This window comes from Escherichia sp. WS1118, assembly GCF_046487695.1.
Classification (GTDB): Bacteria; Pseudomonadota; Gammaproteobacteria; order Enterobacterales; family Enterobacteriaceae; genus Escherichia; species Escherichia coli.
This window is the reverse complement of sequence record NZ_JBJQIZ010000013.1, coordinates 1-15438: the sequence shown is the minus strand read 5'-3', so window position 1 is coordinate 15438 and position 15438 is coordinate 1. Positions and strand designations below refer to the sequence as shown.

25 protein-coding genes are annotated in these 15438 nt (G+C 55.5%); 2 read left to right on the top strand and 23 right to left on the bottom strand.

Going from position 1 to position 15438, the window contains the following annotated elements; genetic code table 11:
- Positions 1–10 precede the first annotated feature (10 nt).
- Genes ACJHYO_RS19485 through ACJHYO_RS19460 form a run of 6 tightly spaced genes read right to left on the bottom strand, consistent with a single transcriptional unit; the run spans position 11 to position 5309 of the window.
- Positions 11–2458 (bottom strand): phage tail tape measure protein, encoded by a 2448-nt coding sequence (locus ACJHYO_RS19485; protein ID WP_328078072.1) that lies wholly within the window; start codon positions 2456–2458, stop codon positions 11–13.
- Positions 2451–2606 (bottom strand): GpE family phage tail protein, encoded by a 156-nt coding sequence (locus ACJHYO_RS19480; RefSeq protein WP_000143830.1) that lies wholly within the window; start codon positions 2604–2606, stop codon positions 2451–2453. The genes ACJHYO_RS19485 and ACJHYO_RS19480 overlap by 8 nt, the downstream gene beginning before the upstream one ends.
- Positions 2603–2878, bottom strand: a complete 276-nt coding sequence (locus ACJHYO_RS19475; RefSeq protein WP_001031307.1) for a phage tail assembly protein — start codon at positions 2876–2878, stop codon at positions 2603–2605. The genes ACJHYO_RS19480 and ACJHYO_RS19475 overlap by 4 nt, the downstream gene beginning before the upstream one ends.
- Positions 2879–2934: 56 nt before the next feature.
- A complete protein-coding gene (locus tag ACJHYO_RS19470; protein WP_001251408.1) occupies positions 2935–3453 on the bottom strand; it encodes a phage major tail tube protein in 519 nt (172 codons plus the stop codon).
- A gap of 12 nt (positions 3454–3465) precedes the next feature.
- A complete protein-coding gene (locus ACJHYO_RS19465) occupies positions 3466–4656 on the bottom strand; it encodes a phage tail sheath protein (RefSeq protein WP_001286716.1) in 1191 nt (396 codons plus the stop codon).
- A gap of 59 nt (positions 4657–4715) precedes the next feature.
- The gene (locus ACJHYO_RS19460) at positions 4716–5309 is read right to left on the bottom strand and encodes a recombinase family protein (RefSeq protein WP_000905099.1); all 594 of its coding nucleotides are present in this window, start codon (positions 5307–5309) and stop codon (positions 4716–4718) included.
- Between the two features lie 27 nt (positions 5310–5336).
- Here ACJHYO_RS19460 and ACJHYO_RS19455 point away from each other — a divergent pair, with 27 nt between their 5' ends.
- Both ACJHYO_RS19455 and ACJHYO_RS19450 read left to right on the top strand, forming a co-directional pair.
- Positions 5337–5729, top strand: a complete 393-nt coding sequence (locus tag ACJHYO_RS19455; RefSeq protein WP_227662212.1) for a gp53-like domain-containing protein — start codon at positions 5337–5339, stop codon at positions 5727–5729.
- 21 nt (positions 5730–5750) lie between these two features.
- Positions 5751–6191 (top strand): tail fiber assembly protein, encoded by a 441-nt coding sequence (locus ACJHYO_RS19450; protein WP_001106828.1) that lies wholly within the window; start codon positions 5751–5753, stop codon positions 6189–6191.
- Here ACJHYO_RS19450 and ACJHYO_RS19445 read toward each other — a convergent pair.
- The 17 genes from ACJHYO_RS19445 to ACJHYO_RS19365 all read right to left on the bottom strand — a co-directional run.
- On the bottom strand, positions 6163–6765 hold the full coding sequence (locus tag ACJHYO_RS19445) for a tail fiber assembly protein (protein WP_410232551.1): 603 nt from the start codon (positions 6763–6765) through the stop codon (positions 6163–6165). The two genes, ACJHYO_RS19450 and ACJHYO_RS19445, sit on opposite strands and share 29 nt — an antisense overlap.
- The gene (locus ACJHYO_RS19440; RefSeq protein ID WP_410232550.1) at positions 6765–8102 is read right to left on the bottom strand and encodes a phage tail protein; all 1338 of its coding nucleotides are present in this window, start codon (positions 8100–8102) and stop codon (positions 6765–6767) included. Before ACJHYO_RS19440 ends, ACJHYO_RS19445 begins: the two co-directional genes overlap by 1 nt.
- A complete protein-coding gene (locus ACJHYO_RS19435; protein WP_410232549.1) occupies positions 8099–8710 on the bottom strand; it encodes a phage tail protein I in 612 nt (203 codons plus the stop codon). Before ACJHYO_RS19435 ends, ACJHYO_RS19440 begins: the two co-directional genes overlap by 4 nt.
- Positions 8703–9611: a baseplate assembly protein gene (locus ACJHYO_RS19430; protein ID WP_001121479.1), complete on the bottom strand. Its 909-nt coding sequence runs from the start codon at positions 9609–9611 to the stop codon at positions 8703–8705. Before ACJHYO_RS19430 ends, ACJHYO_RS19435 begins: the two co-directional genes overlap by 8 nt.
- 4 nt (positions 9612–9615) lie before the next feature.
- Positions 9616–9963, bottom strand: coding sequence for a GPW/gp25 family protein (locus tag ACJHYO_RS19425; RefSeq protein WP_000127163.1), 348 nt, complete (start codon positions 9961–9963; stop codon positions 9616–9618).
- Entirely contained in the window at positions 9960–10595 is a 636-nt protein-coding gene (locus ACJHYO_RS19420; RefSeq protein ID WP_001093731.1) for a phage baseplate assembly protein V, read from the bottom strand. The genes ACJHYO_RS19425 and ACJHYO_RS19420 overlap by 4 nt, the downstream gene beginning before the upstream one ends.
- A 66-nt stretch (positions 10596–10661) precedes the next feature.
- Positions 10662–11114 (bottom strand): phage virion morphogenesis protein, encoded by a 453-nt coding sequence (locus tag ACJHYO_RS19415; RefSeq protein WP_328078023.1) that lies wholly within the window; start codon positions 11112–11114, stop codon positions 10662–10664.
- The gene (locus tag ACJHYO_RS19410) at positions 11107–11574 is read right to left on the bottom strand and encodes a phage tail protein (RefSeq protein ID WP_000917180.1); all 468 of its coding nucleotides are present in this window, start codon (positions 11572–11574) and stop codon (positions 11107–11109) included. Before ACJHYO_RS19410 ends, ACJHYO_RS19415 begins: the two co-directional genes overlap by 8 nt.
- Positions 11537–11782 carry an Rz1-like lysis system protein LysC gene (gene lysC, locus ACJHYO_RS19405; protein ID WP_259281305.1) on the bottom strand — a complete coding sequence of 82 codons (246 nt, stop codon included), beginning with the start codon at positions 11780–11782 and terminating at the stop codon, positions 11537–11539. The genes ACJHYO_RS19410 and lysC overlap by 38 nt, the downstream gene beginning before the upstream one ends.
- Positions 11682–12107: an Rz-like lysis system protein LysB gene (gene lysB / locus ACJHYO_RS19400; protein ID WP_000040641.1), complete on the bottom strand. Its 426-nt coding sequence runs from the start codon at positions 12105–12107 to the stop codon at positions 11682–11684. Before lysB ends, lysC begins: the two co-directional genes overlap by 101 nt.
- Positions 12095–12520: a DNZ54_00345 family protein gene (locus ACJHYO_RS19395; protein ID WP_095079730.1), complete on the bottom strand. Its 426-nt coding sequence runs from the start codon at positions 12518–12520 to the stop codon at positions 12095–12097. Before ACJHYO_RS19395 ends, lysB begins: the two co-directional genes overlap by 13 nt.
- A 14-nt stretch (positions 12521–12534) precedes the next feature.
- Entirely contained in the window at positions 12535–13032 is a 498-nt protein-coding gene (locus ACJHYO_RS19390) for a glycoside hydrolase family 104 protein (protein WP_001144101.1), read from the bottom strand.
- Positions 13032–13313, bottom strand: a complete 282-nt coding sequence (locus ACJHYO_RS19385) for a phage holin family protein (RefSeq protein WP_000123123.1) — start codon at positions 13311–13313, stop codon at positions 13032–13034. The genes ACJHYO_RS19390 and ACJHYO_RS19385 overlap by 1 nt, the downstream gene beginning before the upstream one ends.
- A gap of 3 nt (positions 13314–13316) precedes the next feature.
- Positions 13317–13520, bottom strand: a complete 204-nt coding sequence (locus ACJHYO_RS19380; RefSeq protein ID WP_000846409.1) for a tail protein X — start codon at positions 13518–13520, stop codon at positions 13317–13319.
- Complete coding sequence (locus tag ACJHYO_RS19375) at positions 13520–14029, bottom strand: head completion/stabilization protein (RefSeq protein ID WP_000988636.1); 510 nt, start codon at positions 14027–14029, stop codon at positions 13520–13522. Before ACJHYO_RS19375 ends, ACJHYO_RS19380 begins: the two co-directional genes overlap by 1 nt.
- Before the next feature lie 99 nt (positions 14030–14128).
- Positions 14129–14872 (bottom strand): terminase endonuclease subunit, encoded by a 744-nt coding sequence (locus tag ACJHYO_RS19370; RefSeq protein ID WP_039022206.1) that lies wholly within the window; start codon positions 14870–14872, stop codon positions 14129–14131.
- 3 nt (positions 14873–14875) lie between these two features.
- Positions 14876–15438 (bottom strand): P2 family phage major capsid protein (locus tag ACJHYO_RS19365; RefSeq protein ID WP_410232548.1); only part of this gene is annotated, 563 nt, incomplete at its 5' end.

The window sequence follows — 15438 nt, the reverse complement described above, 5'->3', positions numbered from 1 at the left end:
CGTCACCTCCTTAACCGTCATGCATCATGCTGGCACGGGCGCGCGCACGTTTATCCCGCTCGTATTTTTCGAGCGCATCCTGTAACTGGCGGTCAAGCTGTGTTTCCGGCGCAGTACCGCCCGTCAGGTTGATGTGATATTCGTTTTTACTCTGGTCCACATAAGAGCGGCCAGCCGGTGCCGTAACCGGCTGATAAGCCTGATAGCCTGCATAAGAGCTGGTCGCCGGAATATAACCACCAGTGCCATACGTGGCGGCATGAGTCCTTGCGGCGGTCTGGTCAAGTGTGTCTGACTCTTTGTTGATAACACCGAGTTTTTCCAGTACCCAGTCAATACCACTGCGCAGTTTGTTGAACGCATTAAGCGGCAGCATCAACGCGTCAGCCAGTGCCTGCCCGAACATGACGCCCGTGTCACGGCAACGGTTCAGAGTGTCCTGTGTGGCTTTAACCGGGGCAATCAGGTTTTTAAACCACTGCCACGCGGCCTGTAACTTTTCGCCCAGCCAGTCAAACACCGGCTTAAGTGGCGTGAACAGTTCCCCCACCGGCGCAAATGCCGCTTTCAGCCCTTCCACCACACCGCCAAAGAATGCGCTGACAGGCTCCCAGTATTTACGGATAAGCAACGCCCCGGCGACAATGGCGGCCACCACGGCCACAACCGGCCAGCTAATCGCCCCGATGGCCGTCATAACAGCACTGCCAACCGTCGTGAAGATTGCCCCCATTGCGCCTGCTGCCGCGATAATGGCATTGATGCCGGTGATAACCGGCCAGGCTACAAGACCAATGGCACCGATGATGCCAATAAGCGCCAGCGCGCCACCGACAATGAGGCCGATGGTTGACGCCAGTGATTTGTTTTTCTGGATCCAGCCGTCGAGTTTTAACACATACTTTGTGGCCGTCTGAGTGAGCTTACGCAGTGCGCCTTCCTGCTGGTCAAACAGGTCTGTCCCCACCGCCTCATAAGCGGACTGAAACTCCTTAAAGTCACCGCCGAGGTTATTCTGCATGATATTTACCAGCTCGGCGGTCTTCCCGTCTGAGGCTTTAAACGCAGCGGTCAGTTTGTCCAGCTTTCCGGTTGAGGCGGCAGTCATCAGCACGGCGGCGGCTGAGCTGGCCTCCTCCCCGAAAATAGTTTTCATGTATTCAGCCTGCTGGGCAGTACCGAGCCGGTTTTTCTCAAAACTGGCCTGCATTTCTTTCAGAATGGTAAATATTGGCCGGGTGTTTCCTTTGCTGTCTGAGGTTTTCACTCCAAGCTCTTTGAGTGCATCCCATGCTTTTCCCGTCGGTGCCTGCAGGCGGCTTAACACGGCACGACTTCCCGTCCCCGCCATTGAGCCTGTGATTTTTGCATCATGCAGCGCCCCGACCATTGCGGCGGTTTCTTCAATGCTGACACCGGCATTTTTTGCCACAGGTGCGGCATAGGTCAGCGCATCACTCATGCCGTCAAAATCGGCGGCGGTTTTGTTCATCGTCATGGAGAGAACATCCCCGATATGAGCGACCTTATCGTTTGAAAGCTGAAAGGCGGATTTCATCCCCATCAGCAGGGCGGCGTTTTCTTCCATCGTGCGGCGGTTCGCCAGCGCCATATTCAGCGTGACCGGCGTTGCCGCCTGAATGGCATCAACATCCCCACCCGCTTTCGCGATGATTATCTGTGCACCGGCCGCATCATCCGCCGAGGCGGCGGTATTGTCGCCGAGCTGGCGCGCCTGTTTGCGTAGTGCGGTCATTTCGGCGGAGTCTTTTGCCACTCCGAGCACGGCCTGCAATTCTGAGTTTTTCTGCGCAAACTCATAACCGGGCATCAGCAACTTAACTCCGGCCATCGTTCCCGCCGCCGCAATCCCCACACCGGCAGCGCCCACCGAGGCCATATTTCCGGCCAGTTCCTTTCCGGCCTGATAACGCTGTTTTACTGCATTAAGTTTTGCCTGTTGCGCACTGACACGCGCCAGCGCGTCACGCTGCCGGTTAAGCTGTGCGGTGGTTTCACTGATACGGTTTTTCAGTCCCTGCTCATCATGTGCAAGATTGCGGGTATTAATTCCCACAGCGGCCAGTTCCCGCTGCTGGCGCTTAACGGAATCCGTCAGGCGGTTATATTTCGCCTGTAAGTCCTCCGCCGCACGCTTTGCGGATTCCAGCACTTTCGCCTGAGCACGGGTCGGACGTTCAGTGTTTTTAAACTGTGTGGCAAGTGCTTCGGCTTCCTGCCGAGCCTTTTCAAGTGCATGACCAGTCACGGCGAGCTGTGCACTGGTCTTGCGAAATCCCTCAATACGGGATGCCTGACCGTTCAGCTCGCGCAGTGATTTTTGTGTTTCCCGGATATCCCCCGACAGCGACCTGCTCGCTGTGCGGATGGATTTAAACGGGCGGGATGCCTGGTCAACAGCCCTGAGCAATACCTGTAATTTTACATTGTTACTCATTCGTGTTTCCGCTTCGCCGGAGCGCCTTTTCGCGCCATGTGATGAGTTCGGTCAGGCTCATGGGATACAGTTCTGATGGCGGCCAGTGAAATATCACTGCCACATCCGCCATCAGGTCATCGACCGACAGATTTTTCGGAAACGTCACTGCACCGAGTTCGGCGACAAAAAACCGACCACCTTACCGGCCAGCGCCACAAGGTCAGGCAGTTCCAGCGCGGCGACTTCCTGCTCGGTCAGCATCGGTGCCGTCATGCGCGGCAGCACCTTAATCAGTGCATCGACTTCGGAGTTCGCGACCGCTGCCAGACTGACACCGCGCAGCGTCCCGGCACTGGGTTTCATCAGCGTGACCTGTTCGATGACCTGCTCACCTCGCTTGACCGGATTGTCCAGGGTAATCACATTTTCTTTGTTCATGGTTTTCTCACTTCTGAATCAGGGTTAACCGGTCAGCCTGGCTGACCGGATGAAAATTACAGGCCGATATTGCGGCGGTGTTGCTCCAGCCGGTCGACGCCGTTCACCTTCTCAATCATGTTGATGGTGTCGATTTCGACCAGCTCCTTACCGTCCATCGTCAGCCGGAAATAGGTGCAGACTACGGAGATTTTCGACTCGGTGTCTTCACCCTGTTTACCCTCACCGGTGTCGATTTCTTTCTGACGTCCACGCATGACCACTTCGACGGCCACCGTTTCACCGGTATCGTCGCGCTGGTAAGAGCCTGCAAAACGAATCGGCACGGCATCCACACCGGTTGCGGCGTAAAGCTCCCAGATAACCGAATCCGGGAAGCCCCCGAGCGACCACTCCATTGACAGCGCATCGTCATCAAGGCCGAGGTCTACTGGTGCGCTGCCGTTCATCCCCGCACCGCGATAGTTTTCGAGCTTACGGGTCAGTTTTGGCAGCGTGACGGACTTTGCAACGCCCTGATAGCTGTAGCCGTTCAGAAAGACGTTCATTAACTTGAGTTTGCGCGGCATTGCCATCGGTCAGGCTCCTTAATTGCTGTTAACCGAGGTGACCAGATTTGCCAGGTATTTATCGGTAATACGCTGGCGCAGGGTCAGGTTTTCAAGAGGAGGCACCGGTGTATAGTCGTAGTCGATATACAGTTTTCCGGCCTTGAGGGTTTCCGCATCGTTGGATTCTTCGCTGAACCAGCAGGTCGCATCCACGATATAGCCGTTTGTTTTCAGCTCACGGAATTTGGCATTGATGCCGTCAACAATGTCGCGAATCAGCGTTGCGGTGATGGGCTTGTCCACCGCCCACATGTGCGCCTCAGCCATCGTGTCGGCCAGCACCTGCGCGGTGCGGGTGTAGTTTTCAAAGAGGAACAGCGGGTCATCGGAGCAGGTACGGTTACCCCAGAAGCGGAAACCGTCGCGGCGAATCAGCGTTGTGACGCCTGACTCGTTAAGCAGGTCAGCATCGGTGCCGGACTCCTGCAAATCCCAGAATACAGATGCGCTGATGCCGGTAACACCGTTTACCCCGACGTTGGACAGCGTTTTATGCCAGCCCTGCTCCTGGTCGATTTTGGCACGCAGACCCAGCGCACGGGCGGTGGCATACGCGGTGGCGGTGGTACTGGTGACCGTATCCCATGCGAGGAAATCCGGCCAGATGACCATCAGCTCACGCTGGCTGAAATTCTGGCGGTAGGCTTTCACCTCGGAAATGGTTTTACAGCCCCATGCGCTGATATATCCGAAAGCGCGCAGCTTCTGACAGACGGATGCCAGTGCAACAGCCACCTCTTTGGTATCCAGCCCCGGCACACCAAGAATACGCGGTTTAACACCGGTTACCGACTCCGCCGCCAGCAGGGCTTTCAGTCCGGTGTACTGACCGTTTTCGTCAGTGGTGCCGATGATATTGGAAACGGTCTGCGCGAGTTTCGTTTCCTCGTCGTCGCCGGTGCCGTCTTCCACACGCACGACAACGGTGACCGGTTTTGACTGGTCGGCGATGGCCTGCAACGATGCCGCCAGCGTGCCTTTTTTACCGGCCTTTGCAATTGCGCTCTGCACATTGGTAATCAGCACCGGTTTATTGAGGGGGAAGGTTTCCGCATCCGCATCGCTGGCCGTGCAGACCATGCCGACAATGGCAGTGGATACGGTGGAAATGACGCGGGTGCCGTCGTTAATCTCCAGCACCTGCACGCCGTGATGATAGTCACTCATCCGTTTAACTCCGTGGTTAATGGGTGAGTGATATTTTCAGTTGTGCCGGAGATGTCAGGCTATTTGTCCCGGTTGGCTAAGGGATGACACAATTTATTTTTTGTCACGGAGGCGGGGAATTTTTTATAGAGCGTGGACAGGCCAATATCAAAAATCAGTGCCACGCGTTGACGTGATTCCCCTGCAGCCAGCAACCGCCCGGCCTGCTCCCACTCACTCGCGGTGAGTTTCGGACGTCTGCCACCAATACGACCTTTAGCTCTGGCCGCTTCCAGTCCGGCGCGTGTCCGCTCGACAATGAGTTCTCGCTCCATTTCAGCCAGGGCACCCATCACATGAAAGAAAAAACGCCCCATCGGCGTGCTGGTATCAATAGCATCCGTCAGGCTGCGAAAATTAACGCCGCGTTCGCGCAGCTCCTCAACCAGAATGACCAGATGCCGCATACTACGCCCCAGCCGGTCCAGCTTCCAGACTACCAGTGTATCCCCCTCCGATAATGTCCTGAGCAGTTTTTTCAGTCCCGGCCTGTCGGACTTCGTGCCGCTGATTTTGTCCTCAAAAATCAGCTCACATCCTGCGCACTCCAGCGCGTTACGCTGCAATTCCGTGTTCTGGTCATTTGTTGACACGCGTACATAGCCAATAAGCATGAGCATCCCCCTGAATAAAAACCGGAGATGATGCCAGTTGCCCGTTATCTCTGCATTTTCATAAACGTTGGTTTGGGAGAAGCAGCTAAAAGGAATGTAGGGACAGGGGCAAATCAGATACCTGATATGGGTAGCTTCACGCTTTCTGTTTCAGGTACTGGATATCAAAAATTACCATCAGGTTTTATTCTTCAGTGGGGCTCAATCGGCGCACCAGGCATTGCACAGGATGTAGTAACCCATTTCCCGATTGCATTTCCAAACAGATGTCTGCGTGTTTTGGTCTCACAAGACTACACACCAGATAGCGGGGCTGTTGGTTATATTGCCTGTGCAGGTTTTAGTCCCGACCCGGTTAAATTTATATCCAGAGCCAGTACTCCTGGCCTCGGCGCTTCATTTTTAGCGTTAGGCTGTTAATTTAGCTATATGGAGTGAAAAATGAATTACATATATTCCGCGACTACAAACTCTTTCTATCCGCTGGAGATGAAAGAGGATTACACTCAAGCTGACTCATGGCCAGATGATGCTGTTGAAGTTGATGAGCAAGTGTATATTGAGTTTTCCGGATTACCGCCGAAAGGAAAAATCCGTATCGCTGGAGAAAATGGTTTTCCTGCATGGTCCGAAATTCCACCACCAACACATGAGGAACAAATTGCTGCAGCCGAATTGGAGAAGCAGCAATTGATTAATCAGGCCAACGATTATATGAACAGTAAACAATGGCCTGGTAAAGCGGCTATTGGTCGTCTGAAAGGTGACGAACTGGCGCAATATAATTTGTGGCTGGATTACCTGGACGCACTGGAACTGGTCGATACTTCCGGTGCGCCAGATATTGAATGGCCTACGCCTCCGGCAGTTCAGGCCAGATGACATCCGGCGCGGTGCTGGTATCTGTTGCCGTCACCGCGTCAATGTAATCCAGCACAGCGTTAAGTCGGGTGGTTTCTGCCTGCGTCAGCTTCCGCCCGGCCTGCAATTTCAGTTGAATCAGACTGATGGAAGCCATTGCAGTATCAATCAGTGACTGACGCTGTGCTTCTGCCGCGTCTACTGCGACGCAATGCTGTGCCTCAGTATCGGTCACCCATTTCTCACCATCCCATTTATCGAATGGCGTTAACGGGGCGATAGTGGTTGTATTTTCAGGGTAATCACCCGGAGCTGTGATTTCTTTTGATTCTCCTGTTTCAGTGCTATATACCGTTTCACCACGGTGGTCTGGCACATATACCCATGAGTTAAAATCTGCAGAACGGCAGATTGCATAACCAGCTTTATATGAGTCAGGAGCATCTAAACAGGAGCATGCCGGAATGCCGACACCCACAGCAAGATATTCAGTTGATGTGAAAATATATTCCCGTGTTTCACCATCATAGTTATAAACAGTAATATTTCCTGCCTGGGTGGCGATAAATTCGTTATTTAATACGGCGTAATCCATTATGCAGCCCTCACGATATACGCAAATGCCAGGTTCCGTGGTCTGGTTTCTTTAATTAAAGAGGAGGCATCAGGTGAACTCACTGATTCAGCACCATTTCTTCCACCAGTGGTATAAGTAAAAACTCTTTCACTGTTAGACCAGTAATCCACACCAACTGTTTTTGCTGATGAAAAAATGGTTTCATCAGATATAACCTGTTCTATTCCATACGGGATATTAGTAACTGACCCCACTTTTGTAGGTATTCCATGATTATGAGAAATTACTGCATGCTCTTGATTCGTTAATAAAGTACGACCGCTATCCACTCCACGCCCGTCATCCCAGCCACGAATAAACTCACCACGTAAATCAGGCAATTTATTTGTCGGGTAAGCCTTTGCCAGTTCCGGGTATTCTTCAGGAGAAAAAGCCGCACCGTTGCATTTCAGCCAGCCTGTTGGCGGAGTAGCGGAAGGCCACGGAACAGGCACACCAACGGGTAATGCTGAACCTTCTCCCAAACCAAGGTATGCAAGAAGACCGGCAACATCCTTCCCACTCAAATGAGTCAGCGTCTCATCCAGTGGCTGCTTACCTGACAGCGCATTGTTAATGGTGGTGCTGAATTTCGGGTCATTGTTAATGGCTGCGGCAATTTCTTTCAGTGTATCCAGCGTGGCAGGCGCACCGTTAATCAGAGCGGTAATAGCCGCCTGAACAAACGCAGTGGTCGCAATCCGCGTGGTGTTATTTCCTGCAGCAGGCGTCGGCGCTTTTGGTTCTCCGGTAAATGTCGGATTATGTTTCTGCGCATACTGGGTATGAGGATCCTGTGCGGCAATGTGGTTTCTCATCTGGTCATCCACATACAGCTTTAATTCCAGGACTTCATCATCCACGTATTTACGGGTCGCCAGTACCACCGACGGGTCGATTTTCAGCGTAATAGCTTCGGTATTCGTGACAACCAGAATCATGCGGATAGTCTGGGTACGACCACTGCCTTCCTGCAACTGCGGTTTGTACGTTTCCGGGCAGTTCGCCACCGCAATGAGTACGCCTTCATCATCATAAAGCCCAATCTCACGGATCCAGAATCCGCCCTCGTTCTCAGGGATGATTTGCTCCGCAATAATCTGGCTCTGGTTGTTCGGGTCAACACTCAGAAGATTCAGCGGCGCGATGCGTTTCTGGTTAATCAGTTTTGTCTGTGCCGGGTCTGGTGTCGGCAAGACACCATTCGCATCACCAACGGCCATTTGCGTCAGATTCAGCTTACTGCCGAGCATCGTCGCGTTAGCCAGCCGTGCCGCGCCCTGATTAGTCAGAATGGCGTAGTATTTCACTGTCATGCGTTTACTCTCAGGTTATCAATTAAATGAATGGCCGAGGCCGGGAAATAATCCCCTCCGACAATAATGGCCTCCGGGGTGTAGGGATAAACCGTCAGGGCGTCACCGTGATAGCATCCCGCACCGGCAAAAATGTTGCCGGTTGTACTTAAACTGATAGCCAGTCCCGTCAGATGGCGGCTTGCCGGTTTTGCATCAGCAACGAGACGCTCCAGCTCCTGATACATTTCTTCGGTAATACCCTGCTCAAGCACGCCAACAACGATACGGAACGTCCCCGGCTCCTCGTTGAGCTGCCACCACTCCCTTACCTCAATCAGATAGCCGAGCGGCTCCACCACACGCCGGATTGTGCCTATAGTGCCCTTATGGCAGTGAATGAAATACGCATCGCGGATAACAGCGCGTTTTGTTGCTTCCGGCCACGTATCATCCCAGCGGTCAACCGAAAATGACCACGCCAGCCACGGCAGCAGATTTGCCGGGCAGGTGTCCGGGTTCCACAGCTCACGAATACTGACCGGCGTTTTTTCAATTTCCGCACAGGCTTTTGCGGCGGCGACTTCAAGCGGTGATGAGCCGGTCGGCAGCAGGCGCGAATCACTCATCCGAGCCTCCGGTCACGACGCTGTATTCGGTGCAGAAAGACGCCTGCGTACTGTTGAGCACAATGTCAGCCAGAGGTGCAGTCAGTTCGACACGCTGCACGCCTTCCACATGCAAAGCGGCATAAATGGCAGACAGACGGATGTCGCGCCCAAGCCGGTGCTGTGCCGTGATGTACGCTTCCAGTTTTTTCACGGCAGCAGCGCGGATGGGTTCGCTTTCAGGACCTGGGTAAAGGTAAAGCGTGGCGTTTATCTGATATTCAACAATGGCGGCAGACTGCACGGTCACGCGGTCGGCCACCGGCCTGACGTCCTCGCCATTAAGGGCGTTACGCACCACGGCCAGCAGGTCTTCGGATGCGACGCCGTTATTTTCACGTGACAGCACGGAGATAGTGACGCAGGCCGGAGACGGACTGGTGACAGAGATATCCGCGACACGCCCGTCAGCACTGCGACCATGATACTGATAGGCTCCCACCGACCCGGCGACGCTTAAGCCCTCAAACGCCTGCTGAATACGCAGACGATAATCGGTGTCAGACTCCATCACTGCCGGTGTCGGCGGGATAGTCGAATCATCTGCCGGGGTGATAATCAGGCGCGTGGTGTTGTAATTGGCACCAATCACATCAAGGTCATTACCGGCGGCACAGGCCAGCATCACCGCCCGTGCGGCCTCATTCACACGCTGACGCCAGATAAGCTCACGATAAGCATTTTCCTCCAGAAGTTTGACGAGAGGCTCGGATTCCAGCGTCAGGGTACGGGCGACCGCCTCCTGCTGGTCTTCCGGGTAAAGGGAAATCAGTGTCGCCTTGCGTTCAGCGAGAATGGTTTCAAAGTCCAGCTCCTCGACCACATCCGGTGCGGGTAGCTGGTTCAGGTCGATAATCGGCATGGTTTCAACTCACAGGGATGGTTAACGAAAGTGGCTGGCCGGTGTCGTTGTGCTGGCCGGTTAACGTAACTGTCATTCGCCCGTCAAAACTGCGCGCCGTGGTGACGGATGACAGGGTGACGCGGGGTTCCCATTTCAGCACCGCCATGTAACAGGCGACCTTAATCTGCAACTCAAGCGCCGGGGTCTGCGGCTGGTCAATCATTGACGCCAGCAACGAGCCGTAATCACGACGCATCACCCGTGAGCCGACCGGTGTACGCAGGATATCGCCGATACTCTGGCTGATATGCTCAAGGTCAGTGACAGTCAGGCCATCACTGCGATTCATTCCGAGATAACGCGCTGTCATAGAGGACTCCCGGTTGTGCCGCCGCTGTCGCCGGGGTGTTTATGGGTATGCAGTACCTTACCGTTTGATGAGAGTTCACCGCCGGTGTGTTCAATGTTGCCGCGCATCGTCCCGCCCTTCTGCACTTCCAGCGTGCCGGTAATCAGCCTGTTGGTGCAGACCACCTCCGGTGTGTCCAGGGTGACGCGGGTTGATGCTTTCACCGTGACCACCGGCACCGTGGCAGTAACAGAATCAGAAGCCGTCACGCTGGCCGTTTTAATTCCGCTTACCGTGAGTGCACTGGTTTCGGGTTCATACTCAATCACCGCCCCGTCAGGGAAACGGATATGCAGGGCATCCGCCGACGCAGACGGCGCGGGGTTATCGCCGGAATAAATCCCCGGCAGAACAAACGCCGTGTCAAGTTCACCGCCCACGGCCAGAATCAGCACCTGCTCCCCCACGGAAGGTGCCCACCATGTGCGCGAACGCCCGGCACGACAGGTCAGCCACTGAAGCCAGTCGGTGCACATGCCGCCGGTCTGCACACGGCAGCGACCGGCGTTAAGGTCGGTTTCGACGACAAGGCCGGTGCGAATCATGTTGCGCAGTGCGCGCGCGAGTTCCTGAATATTTGCGAGAGTGTTCATAACGGGAAGGATGCCGCCGGGTCATACCGGCGGCAATGTGACGATGAGGTGTCGGGGATGGCACAACTAACGGTCGAGGTGCGCCAGAATAATCTCTTCAATCATCTGCACATCCTCACCGGTAAAGCCGAGCAGAGGACGCGCCGGATAATCAATTTTCTTACCGTCTTTCCGGGTTTCTTCCGACAGACCGAACTGATGCACACTGGCGATTTTCGGCGACTTCCCGCCGTAAAATTCCATTGATGCCTGTTCCGGGCTGGCGCAGATATGCAAAAAACGACTGGTGATAAGTTTCGCAAACATTTTTCGCTTAACACGACCGGTCTTTTTTCTGGCGCTCTGCTGCTGGCGTGGCGCGTAGGGTGTGCCGTCCGGGGCTTTCTGTGCCATCACCCGACGCTGCTGACTCTGCCGCAGACGTTTCGCCAGTTCGGCGCTCAGTCGCCGACGCCCTGACGGTGACAGCGACTCAATCAGTCCGGTCAGCCGGTCTTCAAAACGCTTAAACTCATTCATCCCACTTGCTCACCAGTTCGCCATTGATATAAAGCTCCATCGGGCGGGTGACCGGCTCCGGCGGCGTGGGTTCCGGGATATTCTTCACATGCAGTGCGCCGTCCACCTCACTGACCAGCGTGCGCTCGGTCAGCATCAGGCTGATGCTGATATCAAAGCTGCTGTCATTGTTGATGTCTGCATAAAACGTGAAGCCCTTTTTCTGGCCTGCGTCGGTGGTCATGATGTCGGGCTGATTTTCCCGCAGCCACGCCAGCACCGGCACGATGAGCAGGTCAAAATCACCGGTAAAGTCGGTCACAATCACATTGAGCGTGTAACGCTTTTCGAATGACAACGACGTCGCCAGCGTGGAGGCAATACTCCCGTTATCAACGAATATCCGCAGCATCTCGGGACTGGTTTTCAGCACCGTGACGGCATCAGTCAGCGCCCTGCGCAGGCTGTCGGGTTTGAGCATCGTTTTCGTCCTGACAGTGTTTAATCATTTTTACCTGGCTGGCACAGCGTGCCAGCGCGTTCTCAAGCTGCCGGATATCGGCACTTAAATCACCGTTCGTCTCCGGGTCACTGCCCGGCATCGGGCAAAGGCTCACTTTCGGGCAGGCGTTGTGGGCAATCACTGGCGTCAGTGCAGGCCGGGCGCTGGTGCAACCGGCGCACAGCATCAGGCAGGTCAGCGCCGTACCAGCGGCGAAAATCTTCGTTTTCATTCAGTAACCTCGTGATGGTTTTCTCGCGCTGTGCTTCACGCTTCGCGGCGTTTTCCAGTTCCTGACGCAGTGCAACCTGCGCCAGCTCGTTTTTATCTGCCCTGGTGAGCGCAACATGAAACTGTTTTTTCAGCATGGTGATGGTCATCTGCTGCCCGCTGGCGACATTGTTTGCCCTGTCCAGCGAGGCGCGCAGGCTGGCATTTTCATGCTTCGCCAGAAACAGCCCCGCCACCGCCAGTGATAACAACACAACCAGCACAATCATCAGTTTTGACATGGCTCCCGCCCCTCAAAACGCTGACGGCAGGCCGTACGTATCAGCCGGAAGAACAGCGACGCCACGAGGTAAATCAGCGCAGTAAAAATCCACCCGGCAGCGACCAGCGAGATAAACGTCGCCACCATCACTACCAGAGCCACTGACCGCCTGCGCCACGGCACCGGCTGCAAAAACAGCGCCGTGACAATCTTCACGGCCAGCGATTCCGGCGGCAGCTCCCGCCCGTAGCGTTCCAGCACATACTCAGTGGCATACACGCCGACACCACCGGCAACCACACAGATAACCGTCGCCAGAATCGCCCAGGTGGCGACAAAATTGACAGCCACGCTCTGCGGGTAAATCAGGGACAGTGCCAGCATCAGCGCCAGCGACACGTTCAGCATCAGTGAAAGGGATAATTTCTTCATGGTGTTTACTCCGTTTAAGCCGGTACGCCGCCAGCGGTACGCCAGACGGTGACCAGTTTTTCCAGTGAATGCTCACGCTGACCGTAACCGGCACCCGGCAGGGACGCCCAGATATTGCGACAGCGTGAAATGGCGCGCTCAATGCGTCCCGCCCGGATGTCATCCAGTGCACCGCGTTCGCGGATCAACTGAATGGCGAGTCTGTCCTGTGACAACGGACTGAAATCCGGCAGGGCAAGCTGTTTGCGGTAATGCGGCCAGAACAGGTAAAGCTGCTGATAGCGACCGGAGGCCGTGGATTTTTCACCGCGACGGTTAAACACCTTCGCCGGTCGGCCATGCGCGAACGGGTGATCACTGTAGTCGGTGAAGATTTCCGGCTTCCCGTCCAGTCCGGTGACTATCACGTCATAGCCCCGGTTTTTCGTCAGCGGATGATTCGCCGTCCCTTCGGACACGGCCAGCATGTCGAGAAAGGCGGCGATATTCTGATGCGTGTTAATTACCGGCATTACGGTTTCCCCCTGCCCTTAAAGCGGCGCTGAATGGCAATCTCAATCACCTGATAACCGGCGATACCCAGCATGGAGCCGATGCCGCACACCGCAGGCAGTGACAGGTCAGGGAACTGCACCAGAACAACACCGGCAACCATCGAGACAAAACCACCGAGCAACATGCGCCCGATAAACAGACGCGGGGTGATGGGTTCACCACCGGCAAGCACCTTGCCGACAACAATCAGCACCCCAATCATGAAAAGCGACAGGACGCTTTTTTCTTCTGCTGTCATGCGTTACTCCCAAAGATTGACAGTTTCAGCCACGGGCGCGGTCTGAACGTCGGGCAGTTCGACGGCGGTGCCGTGTGGCAGCACCGCACCCAGTTCAGCCAGTCCCGGATTTGCGGCGAGCACGGTCTCAACCACGCCCTCAGTGCGCCCGTAATACCGGACACAAATGGCGTCGAGCGTGTCGCCCTGTAGCGCAAAGGTCTTCATCAGATTTGACTCACGATGCAGCGCGGCTTGCCCTGGATGCGCGCCACTGCCCAGCGCATATCCCGCCACAGCTCATCAATGGTGCTGTCAATGCTGTCGGCCTTCTTGTCGCCTTTCGCACTGGCATCCACACCGCGATAACGTTCATAAAGCGACGCGGTCGCCATCGCACACACGGCGCGCTCGTAGTAAAAAACTTTGATGCTTTCACCGTCGATGTCGTCCGCCGGGACGTCCGCCAGACGCGTAAAACCGGCGGCAATTTTCTGTTCGCGGTACTCGTACAGCTCCGCATTCGTCTCCGCCATGCCTGACTTGATGGCCTCACGCAGACGGGCGGGGGCGACGGTCTGCTCAAGGCGCATACGTTCCCGGACGCGCTTCGGGTCGATATCGGGAAAAAAGAACGTGTTTTTAATCACCGGCTCGTCGCCTGCCGGTTGCGGGATGACCACCGTACCCTCACCGGACACGGGAGCCTCCTTTCGCGGAATAATCAGCGTCATCATGACTACCTCTGAAAAGTCGGGCGGTGGACGCCGGTGCAGTGTCAGGTGATTCACCCTCACTGACCGGCGTGCCGCCCTGGCGCGGGGCGCATTCGGTTGTTAACTGGCTTTCTTTTTCGGGCGTCCACGTTTTGCCGGTGTCACGCTCCGGATCTTACGCGGGGCGCGGGTGGCCGCTTTGGGCTGCGGCTCCGGCTTCGGTTTCAGCTCCCGCTCCAGTCGTTCAATCTCTTTTTTGACGCCTGCCTGACAGTCGAGCTGTGTCGCACGTTGCAGGTGAGCCAGCGCACCGGCGGCATCACCACCGTCACGCAGAAACAGACCGGTGATTTTGTGCAGCTTTGCGCGCACTTCATCAGGCATGTCAGCCGTGGCGGTCAGTTCAAGGGTGTCCGTCAGCAGGCGGGTATCCACAGACTCACCCGCAGCGTGAGCGCGCATGGCCGCAAGCGCCACCTCCTCGGTGAACATGTACGGCGGGGTGCGGCGGTGTTTACCCGGCATGGTCAGACCGTACTTCAGGGCATAACGGGCAATCTCCAGCGCACCGGCAATATCGCCGGTATCCAGACGCCACAGCATGACCGTCATCAGAATGTCATCCTGTGCACCTTTGCCCTGCTCCAGCACGCCGTTCACCCACGGCAACCAGAACGGCAGCAGTTCGCGTTTTTTTGCGGCCTTCAGCTCTTTTGAATAAATCGCTTTCAGTGTGCGCTGGTCTGCGGCGAGCTTAACCAGCATCTGCTCATAGACAGTTGCATGTCGCAGCGGGGCGGCTTCCCGCTGCGCGGTCATCGCTGCCGAGACCCGCATCATGTGGCGCTGTGCGGGACTCGTCATCGGTTACGCTCCCGGCTCTGCGGTCGCTTTAGCCAGTGTGGAGAAATCACCGACCTTAATTTTTTCCACCAGACAACCGGCGGCGTAGTCTTCCACCACGTAATCAATGTTCATTGACTCGTAGTTCTCCACGCGGTCGAGTTTCGGGTTTTCCTCAATCACGCGGCGATGGCTGTCATCCATGTAGTAGATGGACAGGTTTTCCAGCTTTGTGATGAGCATCGCATCCGCCGGGAAGTACGGGACGCGTACCGCCGGCAGGTTACCGATGCGTTTCTGGCTGATGATGACGTCAGCGGCCAGCATTTCGCTGTTGTCCTGCTCCTTGTTGACGATGGGAAAATACTTGTCCGCCAGTAGCTGACGTCCCACAATCACCACAAGGTCAGGGTCTTCCTGATACCACGGCTCAATCAGGTTGTTGGTCGCATCCATCACCAGTGCGTCAAGGCTGGCATAATCACCGCCCTTACCCACGCGGATAACCTCAGAGGTGGTGTGCCCTTCCTCGTCAGTGACCTTGCTCATCACGCGCGCCGGGGCTTCATTGCGGTATTTCTGCAGCC

What these genes read in the sequence shown, in the direction of transcription:
- ACJHYO_RS19485 (WP_328078072.1), bottom strand. Translation starts at nt 2,458, where the DNA reads ATGAGTAACAATGTAAAATTACAGGTATTGCTCAGGGCTGTTGACCAG.
- ACJHYO_RS19475 (WP_001031307.1), bottom strand. Translation starts at nt 2,878, where the DNA reads ATGAACAAAGAAAATGTGATTACCCTGGACAATCCGGTCAAGCGAGGT.
- ACJHYO_RS19470 (WP_001251408.1), bottom strand. Translation starts at nt 3,453, where the DNA reads ATGGCAATGCCGCGCAAACTCAAGTTAATGAACGTCTTTCTGAACGGC.
- ACJHYO_RS19465 (WP_001286716.1), bottom strand. Translation starts at nt 4,656, where the DNA reads ATGAGTGACTATCATCACGGCGTGCAGGTGCTGGAGATTAACGACGGC.
- ACJHYO_RS19460 (WP_000905099.1), bottom strand. Translation starts at nt 5,309, where the DNA reads ATGCTTATTGGCTATGTACGCGTGTCAACAAATGACCAGAACACGGAA.
- ACJHYO_RS19455 (WP_227662212.1), top strand. Translation starts at nt 5,337, where the DNA reads ATGATGCCAGTTGCCCGTTATCTCTGCATTTTCATAAACGTTGGTTTG.
- ACJHYO_RS19450 (WP_001106828.1), top strand. Translation starts at nt 5,751, where the DNA reads ATGAATTACATATATTCCGCGACTACAAACTCTTTCTATCCGCTGGAG.
- ACJHYO_RS19445 (WP_410232551.1), bottom strand. Translation starts at nt 6,765, where the DNA reads ATGGATTACGCCGTATTAAATAACGAATTTATCGCCACCCAGGCAGGA.
- ACJHYO_RS19440 (WP_410232550.1), bottom strand. Translation starts at nt 8,102, where the DNA reads ATGACAGTGAAATACTACGCCATTCTGACTAATCAGGGCGCGGCACGG.
- ACJHYO_RS19435 (WP_410232549.1), bottom strand. Translation starts at nt 8,710, where the DNA reads ATGAGTGATTCGCGCCTGCTGCCGACCGGCTCATCACCGCTTGAAGTC.
- ACJHYO_RS19430 (WP_001121479.1), bottom strand. Translation starts at nt 9,611, where the DNA reads ATGCCGATTATCGACCTGAACCAGCTACCCGCACCGGATGTGGTCGAG.
- ACJHYO_RS19425 (WP_000127163.1), bottom strand. Translation starts at nt 9,963, where the DNA reads ATGACAGCGCGTTATCTCGGAATGAATCGCAGTGATGGCCTGACTGTC.
- ACJHYO_RS19420 (WP_001093731.1), bottom strand. Translation starts at nt 10,595, where the DNA reads ATGAACACTCTCGCAAATATTCAGGAACTCGCGCGCGCACTGCGCAAC.
- ACJHYO_RS19415 (WP_328078023.1), bottom strand. Translation starts at nt 11,114, where the DNA reads ATGAATGAGTTTAAGCGTTTTGAAGACCGGCTGACCGGACTGATTGAG.
- ACJHYO_RS19410 (WP_000917180.1), bottom strand. Translation starts at nt 11,574, where the DNA reads ATGCTCAAACCCGACAGCCTGCGCAGGGCGCTGACTGATGCCGTCACG.
- lysC (WP_259281305.1), bottom strand. Translation starts at nt 11,782, where the DNA reads ATGCTGTGCGCCGGTTGCACCAGCGCCCGGCCTGCACTGACGCCAGTG.
- lysB (WP_000040641.1), bottom strand. Translation starts at nt 12,107, where the DNA reads ATGTCAAAACTGATGATTGTGCTGGTTGTGTTGTTATCACTGGCGGTG.
- ACJHYO_RS19395 (WP_095079730.1), bottom strand. Translation starts at nt 12,520, where the DNA reads ATGAAGAAATTATCCCTTTCACTGATGCTGAACGTGTCGCTGGCGCTG.
- ACJHYO_RS19390 (WP_001144101.1), bottom strand. Translation starts at nt 13,032, where the DNA reads ATGCCGGTAATTAACACGCATCAGAATATCGCCGCCTTTCTCGACATG.
- ACJHYO_RS19385 (WP_000123123.1), bottom strand. Translation starts at nt 13,313, where the DNA reads ATGACAGCAGAAGAAAAAAGCGTCCTGTCGCTTTTCATGATTGGGGTG.
- ACJHYO_RS19380 (WP_000846409.1), bottom strand. Translation starts at nt 13,520, where the DNA reads ATGAAGACCTTTGCGCTACAGGGCGACACGCTCGACGCCATTTGTGTC.
- ACJHYO_RS19375 (WP_000988636.1), bottom strand. Translation starts at nt 14,029, where the DNA reads ATGATGACGCTGATTATTCCGCGAAAGGAGGCTCCCGTGTCCGGTGAG.
- ACJHYO_RS19370 (WP_039022206.1), bottom strand. Translation starts at nt 14,872, where the DNA reads ATGACGAGTCCCGCACAGCGCCACATGATGCGGGTCTCGGCAGCGATG.